The sequence below is a fragment of the Pseudoalteromonas sp. NFXS39 genome (assembly GCF_040148775.1).
Classification (GTDB): Bacteria; Pseudomonadota; Gammaproteobacteria; order Enterobacterales; family Alteromonadaceae; genus Pseudoalteromonas; species Pseudoalteromonas apostichopi.
This window is the reverse complement of record NZ_JAGDEC010000004.1, coordinates 50,255-62,966: the sequence shown is the minus strand read 5'-3', so window position 1 is coordinate 62,966 and position 12,712 is coordinate 50,255. Positions and strand designations below refer to the sequence as shown.

7 protein-coding genes are annotated in these 12,712 nt (G+C 40.3%); all 7 read left to right on the top strand.

Going from position 1 to position 12,712, the window contains the following annotated elements; all coding sequences use genetic code 11:
• The first annotated feature begins 122 nt into the window (after nt 1-122).
• Nucleotides 123-1,127 (top strand): WD40/YVTN/BNR-like repeat-containing protein, encoded by a 1,005-nt coding sequence (locus tag J3455_RS08865; RefSeq protein WP_130051398.1) that lies wholly within the window; start codon nt 123-125, stop codon nt 1,125-1,127.
• The gene (locus tag J3455_RS08860; protein WP_130051399.1) at nt 1,127-3,451 is read left to right on the top strand and encodes an efflux RND transporter permease subunit; all 2,325 of its coding nucleotides are present in this window, start codon (nt 1,127-1,129) and stop codon (nt 3,449-3,451) included. The genes J3455_RS08865 and J3455_RS08860 overlap by 1 nt, the downstream gene beginning before the upstream one ends.
• 212 nt (nt 3,452-3,663) lie before the next feature.
• Nucleotides 3,664-8,502 carry an NAD-glutamate dehydrogenase gene (locus J3455_RS08855; protein WP_130051400.1) on the top strand — a complete coding sequence of 1,613 codons (4,839 nt, stop codon included), beginning with the start codon at nt 3,664-3,666 and terminating at the stop codon, nt 8,500-8,502.
• 112 nt (nt 8,503-8,614) lie between these two features.
• Complete coding sequence (pyrD, locus tag J3455_RS08850; RefSeq protein ID WP_130051401.1) at nt 8,615-9,625, top strand: quinone-dependent dihydroorotate dehydrogenase; 1,011 nt, start codon at nt 8,615-8,617, stop codon at nt 9,623-9,625.
• Nucleotides 9,626-9,745: 120 nt separating this feature from the next.
• The gene (locus tag J3455_RS08845) at nt 9,746-10,276 is read left to right on the top strand and encodes a cell division protein ZapC domain-containing protein (protein ID WP_130051402.1); all 531 of its coding nucleotides are present in this window, start codon (nt 9,746-9,748) and stop codon (nt 10,274-10,276) included.
• A gap of 78 nt (nt 10,277-10,354) precedes the next feature.
• Nucleotides 10,355-12,472, top strand: a complete 2,118-nt coding sequence (rlmKL, locus tag J3455_RS08840; RefSeq protein WP_349561561.1) for a bifunctional 23S rRNA (guanine(2069)-N(7))-methyltransferase RlmK/23S rRNA (guanine(2445)-N(2))-methyltransferase RlmL — start codon at nt 10,355-10,357, stop codon at nt 12,470-12,472.
• On the top strand, nt 12,465-12,698 hold the full coding sequence (locus J3455_RS08835; protein WP_130051404.1) for a glutaredoxin family protein: 234 nt from the start codon (nt 12,465-12,467) through the stop codon (nt 12,696-12,698). Before rlmKL ends, J3455_RS08835 begins: the two co-directional genes overlap by 8 nt.
• The last annotated feature ends 14 nt before the right edge of the window (nt 12,699-12,712 follow it).

Here is a 12,712-nt window from a genome sequence, read left to right as displayed (position 1 = left end):
AAATTAAGGCACCTGACTCCAGGTGCCTTTTGCAATTCGCGTAAGTCATCAGTACACGCAATAGGTTTCCCAGTGACTTTTTTGACTTCTCTTTTTTATCTTTTCGAAGGCGATTTATCTTTATGAAGTATTTGCTTTATGCCTGTCTTGCTTATAGTGCTTCATGTTTTGCTCAAGACATGCCTATGCCGCAACAAGCTATTAGCGCTGTTAACGCAAACAAAACTCTACTCACCGACATTGAACTAGCTGGCTCAAATCTTGTTGCTGTTGGCAAACATGGTGTGGTTATTACAAGTACAGATGCTAAAACTTGGCAACAAGCGAGTGTACCGACCCAAGTACTACTCACTGCAGTTGATTTTTATAATAGCGATTTAGGCTGGGCCTGTGGTCATGATGCAACCATCATTAATACACAGGATGCAGGAAAAACCTGGCAATTACAGCAGTCTCTACCAAACATGGATAAGCCATGTTTAGATATTTTATTTACTACTGCTGAGCATGGTTATGCAGTAGGTGCTTACGGCATGTTTTTTGAAACTAATGATGGTGGCCAAACTTGGCAGAAACGTTTTTTAGATAGTCTATTATTTGAGGAAGACCGTGAATACCTCAATGATCTAAAAGACAGTGATCCAGAAGGGTATGAAATTGAAACCGCTTCAATACTCCCACATTTTAATCGTATTGTTAAAACCGATAATAGCTTATTTCTAGCTGGTGAAATGGGGTTAATGGCACAAAGTTTCGACAATGGACAAACATGGCAGCGTCTTGAAGAGATCTATATGGGCTCTTTCTTTACGTTTGCGTCAACTGCAGATCAAGGTGGAGAAGACCTAGTTGCAGGCCTTAGAGGCAACATTTTTACTCGCCAAGCTGGCAGTGAACAGTGGCAGCAAATACCACACGACAATTATGCAACCGTTAATAGCGCGATCAACTACAACAACCAGTGGCTATTATTTGCTAACAGTGGGGTGATTTTCCATATTAAGAATGACCAACTTACAGAAGAACAAATGGCCGATGGTAAATCGTTACTTGATGGTGTTGTGTTTCAAGACAAACTAATTATGGCTTCAGAAAATGGCATTAAAGTGAAGGAGTTGAATCCGTAATGCGTGGTTTTTTAGATATTTTAGAAAGAGCGGTGTTTCGTCATCGCTTATTCGCAATTATTTCCTTTGCTTTGATCACCTGTTTTTTATTATTCAAAGCAACACAAATTCAATTAGACGCATCGTTTAATAAAAATATTCCGCTCAATCATGACTATATGAAGGTTTACACCAAACACGAAAAACAATTTGGTGGTGCAAACAGTATTTTGATTTCAGTCTGTGATGCAGACGGTGATATTTTTAATGAAGAATTTTTTACCCAACTTAAAGCAGTTCATGACCAGCTTTATTTTATTCCCGGTGTGAATCGTCCATTAGTAAATTCAATCTTTGCACCGAGTGCGCGTTTTGTTGAAGTGGTTGAAGATGGTTTTGCTGGCGGTCCAATTATTCCGGCAAACTTTACCGCTGACAAACGTGGTCTTGCGGTTGTAAAAGAAAATATCGAAAAAGCAAAAGTGGTTGGCCGCATGATTGCCAGTGACTACTCTTGCGCGATGGTGACAGCCCAATTACTCGAAACTGACCCGCAAACACAAGAAAAACTAGACACTTTAGCGTTTGCTGAAAAGTTAGAAACGCAAGTCCGTGATCCGCTCAGTACTGATAAAGTCAGTATCCATATCATTGGTTTTGCAAAAATGGCAGGTGATGTAGCTGAGGGGGCTAAAGGCGTACTGTTATTTTTTGCTATTGCGATTGCTTTCACATTCGTGATGGTTTGGTTATTTTGTCAAAGCTTAAAGCTGACGATTTTACCGATTGCGTGTTCAATCATTGCGGTTGTCTGGCAGTTAGGTTTGTTATCGACCTTAGGCTTTGGTTTAGACCCTATGTCAATTCTAGTGCCGTTTTTAGTGTTTGCGATTGGCGTAAGCCATGGTGTGCAAATGATTAATGACATCGGTAAAAAAGTGTCAACAGGTAGTTCAACTCGGGTTTGCTGTCAGGCAAGCTTCAGGGCACTTCTGATCCCAGGTGGTATCGCACTGTTATCTGACACAATTGGTTTCTTAACTTTACTAACCATTGATATTGGTATTATTCGCGAACTTGCCATCACAGCGAGTTTAGGTGTGGCGGTAATTATTTTCACTAACCTGATTCTATTACCTGTATGGGCATCTTATATGCGCTTTGAAGGCACTGTGCATATTCAAGCGGGTACTCACACAGATAAACCAAATTTCTTAGATAAGTTACGCGAGCTATTAGTAAAAGCTACTGATCGTAAAACAGCTGGTTTTATTATCGTCTTTACGGCTGTGTTATTTGCAGTGGGTTACTGGCAAGCTGACAAAATGCGTATTGGTGACTTACATGCTGGTGCGCCATCTTTGCACCAAGATGCCCGCTATAACCAAGACACCTTTTTGATTTCTGATAAATACACCATTTCATCAGATATCCTAAAAGTGATTGTAGAAGCGTATCCTGCTGCGTGTACTGAGCATGATGTTATGGAACGTATTAGCCGCTTCCAATGGCAAATGGAGAACGTTTCAGGGGTGCAATCAGCAGTGAGTTTAAGTTCTGTTGCGCAATCTGTGAATGCCGGTTTCAACGAAGGTAACTTAAAATGGCAAAGCCTGCCGCGCAATACCGCCAGTTTAGTGCAAGCAACATCGCGCGTCGAAACAAGCTCAGGTTTACTCGATGGTAACTGCTCTGTAATGCCAGTGATTATTTTCTTAAATGACCACAAAGCAGAAACTATTGACCATGTAGTGGCAAAGGTTAAAGAGTTTGCTGCCGCTGAAGGTACGGATAAATTGAAGTTTAAGCTCGCGTCAGGGCCAGTAGGTGTAATGGCTGCAACGAACGAATCGGTATCGGCTGCACAGCTACCTATGATGCTTTACGTTTACGGCGCCGTAATCCTGCTATGCTTAATTAGCTTTAGAAGTGTTAAGGCTACGGTTGCAGTCGTATTACCTCTGTACATCGTATCAACCTTAGCGCAAGCGTTGATGGTACAACTTGAAATAGGTTTAACAGTGTCGACATTACCAGTTATCGCTTTAGGTGTTGGTATTGGTGTCGATTACGGGATTTACATACTTTCATCAATGATGGGGCAGCTAAAACAAGGTGTGGCACTGGAAGTAGCTTATCGTAATGCATTAGTAGAGCGTGGTAGTGCAGTGCTGTTCACAGGTATTACCTTAGCCATTGGTGTTAGCACATGGATTTTCTCTGATCTGAAGTTCCAAGTGGATATGGGTATTCTTCTGACCTTCATGTTTTTGGTTAACATGTTGGGTGCAGTACTACTTTTACCTGCAATTGGTAGCTTCCTCTGGACTGACCAGAAAAAATAATGTGAATAATTGTGCTCCAATATGGCCAGTAATGGCCATTTATATCTATATTTTGTGAATAGATGACCAAATAGCTGAAAAGCTTAAAATGATTTCATCGAAAAGGCTGTTTATTAGCTGTAAAAGAGTTAGAATTTACCTGACTCCACGCTAATAAATGGCTGTACAAATATTCTACTAATCGATAAGTAGTATAGATTAAGGAACATACAATGACACGAAATGAAGGGCAAGCCTCGGTTATCTTAGATAATGTCTGTAAGCTGATCCAGAAAAAAGTTCACGCTGATAATGTGTTACTCGTTGAGAAATTCGCCAAAGCCTTGTACAGCAATATGTCTAAAGAGGATTTGGCTCATCGCAACGATAGTGACTTATATGGCGCTGCACTAAGCCTATGGAACTCGCTAGAAAAAAATAATTCTGATGACGCGGTTGTCCGTGTTTTCAATCCTGAAGTAGCAAAAGATGGCTGGCAGTCATCGCACACTATTGTTGAAATCATCGCGAAAGACATGCCTTTCCTAGTTGATTCTGTGCGCATGGCCATGACCCGCGCAAACATCGCTTCTCACTTATTACTTCACTCTCCGCTGAAAATCCAACGTGATAAAAACGCTAAAATCACCGGTATTTCAAGCTTAAAAGCTGAGCAAGAATCAACGTCGACAAAAACTGTGTTCTTTATCGAGATTGATCGTCAAACAGATGCAAAAGTCATTGAGTCTTTCAAAAAAGAACTTGAGAGTGTGTTAGTTGACGTATCTATTGCTGTAGAAGATTGGCAGCCAATTCGTGAAAAACTTATTGCGGTAACGAAAGACTTACCAAAACGCCATCATAATAATAACGAAAGCGAAGTTGCAGAAACGGTAGAATTTTTAGACTGGTTAGCAAAGGATAACTTTACGCTAATGGGTTACCGTGAGTATGAACTTTCGCCAGTGCAAGGTGATTACCAGTTAAAAGGTAAAAAGGGCACTAGCCTTGGTCTAATGAAAAACACAGACGAAGAGCATAGCCGTTTACTTTCAGAATTACCTGAAGTAGCTCGCCAAGAAGCACGTAGCAGCAATTTATTAATTTTAACGAAAACAAATTCAGTATCTCGTGTGCATCGCCCTGCGTATATCGACTATGTGGGTATTAAGCGTTTTGATGATGCGGGCAATGTAATTGGTGAAGACCGTTTCCTTGGTTTATTCTCATCAAGTTTTTATAACAACAGCGCCGCTGATGTACCTGTACTGAAAAGTAAGATTAACCGCATTATGGAAATGTGTGACTTTGCAAAAGGCACTCATGCATACAAAGCGGTATTAAATATTTTAGAAACGTATCCACGTGATGAACTTGTTCAAGCACGTGAAGCTGATCTTCTTGAAGTTGCCATGGGCGTATTACAAGTACAAGAGCGTGATATGTGCCGTATTTTTGTGCGTAAAGACGCATATGGCCGTTTCTTCTCTTGCATGGTATATGTACCGCGTGAGCGCTATAACACGGCTCTTCGTCGTGAAACGCAACGTATCTTAGCCAATGCATTTAATTCTGACGAAAAAGTCGAATTTACTACTTTCTTCTCTGAGTCAACATTAGCCCGTACACATTACACGGTGCGTGTGACTGACAATAATATTGAATATAACGTGAAAGACATCGAAAACAACCTAATTGAAGCTGCCCGTACTTGGGAAGATAGACTCCAATCTGCACTACTTGAAAGTGCAGGTGAAGCACGCGGCAAAGAACTAAACCGTAAATATGCACAAGCGTTTGCAAGTGCGTATAAAGATCAGGTTTTACCAAGTGCTGCGGTTGTTGATATTGAAAAACTAGAACTTCTTACTGACGAAAACAAACTAGAAATGTTGTTTTACCGTCCACAAGAAGAAGCAAATACCAACGTTGTTCGTTTAAGCTTATTCCATAAAGATGAGCCAATCCACTTATCTGACGTAATGCCAATGTTAGAAAATTTTGGTTTACGCGTAGTGGGTGAAACACCTTACTCAGTTAAAACGACTGACGGTAAAGTTAATTGGATCATGGATTTCACCATGCTAATTGACAATAAGGGCATTGCTGATTTTGATAAAGTATCAGCACGTTTCCGTGCCGCACTGACTAATGTTTGGAATAACCGATTAGAAAACGATGGTTTCAACCGTTTAGTATTAATGGGTGGCTTAACAGGTCGTGAAGCGTCTATTCTTCGTGCATACGCTAAATACATGCGTCAGATTGGTGTAACTTTCTCGCAAACATACATCGAAAGCACGTTTGCCAATTACCCACATATTGCTTCGCAAATCGTTAACTTATTCACTAAAAAGTTCTCTGTTAAGAACCCAGGTAGTGAGAAGGCTCTTGAGAAGCTAGTTGCACAAGTAAATCTTGAACTAGAAAACGTAGCAAACCTAGATGATGACCGTATCATCCGTTTATACGTTGATATGATCAATGCAACCCTAAGAACGAACTTTTTCCAAAAAGAAGCGGATGGCCAATTTAAGTCTTACGTATCATTCAAGGTGCAACCTTCTATGATCCCAGAAATGCCATTACCACTTCCTGCGTTCGAGATCTTCGTATACTCGCCGCGCGTTGAAGGTGTGCATTTACGTGGTGGTAAAGTTGCTCGTGGTGGTTTACGTTGGTCAGACCGTCGTGAAGATTTCCGTACTGAAGTACTGGGTCTTGTTAAAGCGCAACAAGTTAAAAACACGGTTATCGTACCAGTTGGTTCTAAAGGCGGTTTCGTATGTAAACAGCTACCAACAGAGCGTGAAGCATTCTTCAAAGAAGGCCAAGAGTGTTACAAGATTTTCATCCGTGGTTTATTAGATATCACAGATAACATTGAACGTGGTGAAATTGTGCCACCAGTTGATGTTGTTCGTCATGATGAAGATGACCCGTATTTAGTTGTTGCTGCCGATAAGGGTACTGCGACTTTCTCTGATATCGCTAACGGCATCGCAAATGAATATAACTTCTGGCTAGGTGATGCATTTGCATCAGGTGGCTCAGTAGGTTACGACCACAAGAAAATGGGTATCACGGCAAAAGGTGCGTGGGAATCTGTTAAACGTCATTTCCGTGAAATGGATATTGACTGTCAAACAACTGATTTCACTGTTGTGGCAATCGGCGACATGGCGGGTGACGTATTTGGTAATGGTATGTTGCTTTCTAAGCACATTCGCTTACAAGTAGCGTTTAACCACATGCACATCTTTGTTGATCCAAACCCAGATGCAGCGACATCTTACCCAGAGCGTGAACGTTTATTTAATCTACCGCGTTCTTCTTGGGAAGATTACAACAAAGACCTTATTTCACAAGGTGGTGGTGTATTCTCTCGTGCGGCTAAATCAATTAGCTTAAGCCCAGAAATGAAGAAAATGCTCGGCACTAAGAAAGCGAGCATGACACCTAATGAGTTAATCAAAGCAGCACTAATGATGGAGTTTGATTTACTTTGGAATGGTGGTATCGGTACTTACATCAAGCACTCTAAAGAGACTGATGCTGATGTTGGTGACCGCGCGAATGATGCACTTCGTATTAATGGTTCTGAGCTTGGTGCGAAGATCTTAGGCGAGGGTGGTAACTTAGGTGCAACACAATTAGGTCGAATCGAATTTGCTGCTAAAGGCGGTCGTGTTAACACTGACTTCATTGATAACGTGGGTGGTGTAGCATGTTCAGATAACGAAGTTAATATTAAGATTTTACTTAATGGTCTAGTTGCAGAAGGTGACTTAACGCGTAAACAACGTGATGAGCTACTTTATTCAATGACTGATGAAGTATCTGAGTTAGTATTAAAAGATTGTTATCGTCAAACGCATACCTTATCGATTACTCAATCAAAAGGTACGTCGACGCTAAAAGAAAAAGTACGTTTCATCCACGCACTTGAAAAAGATGGCAAGTTAAACCGTGCAATCGAGTTTATTCCAACTGATGAAGAACTTGCAGAGCGCGCAGCAGCGGGTAAAGATTTAACTCGTCCAGAGCTATCTGTATTAGTTTCTTATGCGAAGATGGTACTTAAAGAGTCTCTAGTGGTTGATGAAATCACTGAAAACCCATACTACCGTCAATTATTAGTTAAGTCGTTCCCAGTGCCACTTCGTGAGAAGTTCAACGATGCAATGGATAACCACCCACTTCGTAAAGAAATTATCGCAACTAAACTTGCGAATAATATCGTTAACGATATGGGCCTTAACTTTATGGTTCGTATGCAAGAAGAAACAGGTGCGAATGAAGCTGAAATCGCACTTTGCTACTCAATTGCAAAAGAAGTGTTCCAGATGCCAGAAACTTGGTCATCAATTGTTGCGCTTGATAATAAGATCCCAGCAGCTGTGCAAACAGAAATGCTATATCAGTTACGTCGTACGGTTCGTCGTGCAACACGTTGGTTCTTACGTCATCGCAATAAAGCACAAACGATTGAGCAAGCAATTGAATTCTTCGCACCAACATTTGCTGATTTAAGTGAAAACCTAAACAGCTATATGGTTGAAAAAGAGAGCGAGCGTCTAGTTAAAGCAGCTGACAAGTTAATTGACAGCAATGTACCAAAAGCACTAGCGACACGCATAGTTTCACTATCAAGCTTATTCTCTGTAATGGACTTAGCTGAAATTGCAAATAATTCAGAGCGTAGTATTGATATGGTTTCTAATACGTACTTCAAGTTGGGTGCACGTATGGGCCTTCATTGGTTCCTTGACCAAATCACTAACCAACCGGTTGCGAACCACTGGCAAGCACTTGCTCGTGCGTCATACCGTGAAGAGCTGGATTGGCAACAACGTACATTATCAGCTGTGGTACTTAATAGCTTTGCAGCAGATAGCAAAGACATTGATGCACAAATTGATGAGTGGATGGATAATCAAGATCTACTATTACAACGTTGGAAGCAGATGTTATCTGAGTTCAAAACATCGCAAAGCCACGATTTTGCGAAGTTCTCAGTGGCACTTCGTGAACTAATGTTGCTAAGCCACAACTGTGACACTTCCAAATAAGTGAAAAGTCGTTAAAATACATACCCCAGCTCGCTGGGGTATTTTTTTGCCCTTAATTTGCAATGGTCCGTTTTAAACGGCTACCTTGTTTATTTTACCTGAGGAACAAACCATGTTTTATGATCTAGCTCGCCGTTTTATGTTTACCCGTGATGCGGAGTGGGCTCATGAATTTGCACTTAATAATTTACGACGATTTGCTCATACGCCATTGAGTGCTGCGTGGTCTCAATCTGTCCCTAATAAACCTGTAAATTTTTTGGGGTTAGAATTTAAAAATCCGGTAGGTTTAGCAGCAGGCTTAGATAAAAATGCAGAGTGTATTGATGCATTTTCGCAAATGGGCTTTGGTTTTGTTGAAGTAGGTACTGTTACCCCACGTCCTCAAGCTGGTAACGATAAACCACGTATTTTTCGTCTACCTGAATCAAATGCGATTATTAATCGCATGGGTTTTAACAACAAGGGTGTTGATAACCTAGTTAACAATGTTAAAGCGGCGAAATATGACGGAATTTTAGGTATCAATATTGGTAAAAATAAAGATACACCAAACGAGCAGGGTAAAGATGATTACATCCACTGTATGCGTAAAGTGTTCGAACATGCATCATACATTACGGTAAATATCTCTTCACCGAATACCCCTGGTCTACGCGACTTGCAATACGGTGAAGCGCTGGATGATTTACTACAAAGCTTAAAGAACGAACAACTTGATTTAGTTGCAAAGCATAACAAACAAGTACCTATGCTGGTTAAGATCGCCCCAGATCTTGATGAAGTACAAATTGCTCAAGTAAGTGAATCATTGATCAACAATAAGATCGATGGCGTTATTGCCACGAACACCACTCTTGAGCGCGCTTTGGTGCAAGGACAACAATACGCAAATGAAGCGGGTGGTTTATCTGGGCAACCAGTTCGTCAGCGCTCAACCCACGTGGTTAGCGAGCTTAAGCGCTTAACCGAAGGTAAACTACCGATTATCGGTGTGGGTGGTATCGAAGATGCGGAGTCGGCAAAAGAAAAATTTGCAGCAGGTGCAGACCTAGTTCAAGTTTACACTGGTTTTATTTATAAAGGTCCGGAATTGGTAAAAACGATCCTAAATGGCTTATAAGGATCAGTTATCTAAGCAATTGATCATTAATAAAATGTTCTAAAAAATCATTTTATTAATGGTCTGCTTTAGTTATAATTTATGATTAAGCGCACAGTATTTATTCTTTAGGGAGGAGACATGTTACAAGCATCTAAGCAATGGAAATGGCTTGCTTGTGCGAAAAACAATCGTCTTTTGGTTGATCTTGACCAAGATATGCAACTGTGCACGCCTTATAAACTTCGCCAACTTACCGATGCTGTGCTAAAAGAACCAAATTTTAGCCTTGAAGATGCTGCTTTTTATCAGCAAGTTTATCAATACCTCGAAACTTTCTCATTATGGAATCCTGCAGAGCTTTGCCAAATTGCTCTTAATGCCACAGCGGTAAAATTTCATTTAAAGCCAGTACTTGCAAAAAGTTGGTTTTTTCATGAGTATCACGGCAGCCAACCAAGTGTTGAAGCTGTAGTGAAGTTGTGCTCACAAGCACAAGAGGGTGAGTTTTTAATTGTCGACCATTCAAGTGAAGCCTCAGTGTGTATTAACTTAAGTCAACATTTTCAATTAGACGAAAATCTATCACTTGAGCAGTTTGAAGCCATTAAGGTTTTAAATAACCGTATCCATCCTGTTTATATTCAACAAAAACAGTTTAAATCTGCCTAATATCCCTGCAAATGTTGGCGTTTTTGTTCGCCAAGCTATGCTATAATCCTGCGCAATTAGCATTTAAGGGTTTTTACTTTGCAATTTATCGCACTTACTTCTATCGGAATAGAAAATTTACTTGTTGATGAGCTTACAGCACTCGGTGCAGAAGTCTCAAAACAAACCGTGGGCTCTGTACGTTTTGAAGCTGATAGCTTATTAGCACAAAAGATTTGTTTATCGAGTCGCTTTGCCACTCGTATCATGATGCTGATAGAAGAAAAAGAAGGCGTAAAAGACAAAGACAGCCTTTATCAATTTGCACGCTTGCAGCCTTGGCAAGAATGGTTTGGTCCTAAACAAAGCTTTGCTGTTGATTTTAGCGGTACTAATAACGACTTAAAAAATACGCAATTTTCAGGTCTCGTTGTTAAAGATGCGATTGTCGATTATTTTGCGGATTTATTCGAGCAGCGCCCAGATGTTGATAAATACAACGCCAATGTTCGTGTTGTAGCTAGATTGAACCGCCAAGGGGTCGCGCTTTATATCGATTATTCTGGCCCTCGTTTGTCTGAACGTGGTTATCGTCAAGATCAAGGCAAGGCTCCAATTAAAGAGCATTTAGCTGCAGCTCTTGTAAAACGTAGTGGCTGGCTTGAAAACGTACAGCAACCTTTGTTCGACCCATGTTGTGGTTCTGGTACCATTTTAATTGAAGCAGCCAGCATGGCACGCAATGAAGCACCGGGGTTATTCCGTGAAGGTTTCGCGTTCGAGCGCTTGCCAAGTTTTCGTATTCAAAAATATAAAGAGTTAAAAGCTGAATTAACTGCTCAAATTACAGATCCAAAGTTATGGCTTATTGGCCATGATATTGATGGCGGTGTGATTGCAAAAGCTCAGGAAAACGCCGAGCGAGCAGACCTTGGTAATGTGATTAAATTTAAACAAAGCGATGCGACTAAGTTAACCTCTGTAGCGAAATTACCAGGAGTGGTGATTTCAAATTTACCTTATGGTGAGCGCTTAGGTTCAATGGCTGAGCTGGTTAACTTACACCGTAGTTTAGGTGTGGGCTTTAAAAAGCACTTTAACCATTGGAAGCTTGCTTTATTAGGCACAGACGAAAGCCTATTTAAATTATTAAAACTTGTTAAATTAAAACGCTATAAGTTCAAAAATGGCCCGTTAGATGTTGTTTTAAATCTATACCAACTAGACGATAAACAAGTAGAGCTAAGCAAAGAAGACAAACCTGCACTTAATTTTGAAGGCTCAACGGCATTTGCAAACCGCTTAAAGAAAAACAAGCAAAACTTAAAGAACTGGTTAAAACAAAATGAAGTGAGCTGTTATCGCGTTTATGATGCTGATATTCCAGAATATAACGTAGCTGTTGATGTTTATGATGACTCAGCTGTTATTTTTGAATATGCTGCACCGAAAGAAATTGATGATAATACGGCACAAAAACGCTTACAGGATGTCATAAGCCTGACTGCTGAACAGTTAGCAATTGCACCTGAAAATATCGCAGTTAAAGTGCGTAAAAAACAAAAAGGTGAAGAGCAATACACTAAAGTATCAAAACAAAATCGCACTCAAGTCGTCGAAGAGTTTGGTGCTAAATTTAAAGTTAACCTTTTTGATTATTTAGATACTGGTTTATTTTTAGATCATCGTTTGGCACGCCGATATATTCAACAAAATTCGCAAGGCAAACGTTTCTTAAACTTGTTTGCTTATACTGGCAGTGCATCTGTGCATGCGGCAGTAGGTGGTGCTAAAGCTATCACCACCGTTGATATGTCAAAAACTTACTTAAAGTGGGCGCAAGAGAACTTTGCGTTGAATGACCTAAGTAATACTCGCTATCGTTTTGAACAAGCTGACTGCTTGAAATGGCTTGAATATGCTCAAGGTCAATATGATTTAATCTTCTTAGACCCACCGACTTTCTCAAATTCAAAACGTATGAAAGATGCATTTGATGTACAACGCGATCACATTAAATTACTTACGTGGGTTAAGAAAATCTTAAGCCCGAACGGTACGCTTATTTTCTCAAATAATAAGCGTGGCTTTAGCATGGATGAAGTAGGGCTAATGGGTCTGGGTTTAAAAGCAGAAAACATTTCTGATAAGACTCTATCACCAGACTTTAAGCGTAATAAGCAAATCCATAATAGTTGGCTTATTACCCATGGCTAATTTTACCCTGTACCACACTGATGGCTGTCATCTGTGTGAAATGGCCGATGAATTATTAATTGCTGCAAACGCTTCGTTTGTAGCAAAAGACATTATGGACAGTGAACAGCTGATTGCTCTATACCAAACCAGTATTCCGGTTGTTGAAGCACATCAAGGTGAGAAATTATTCTGGCCTTTTGATGCTGAGCAGTTAGCGCAATTTATTGCTGATAATAAAGAATAAGAGTAGTAATCACG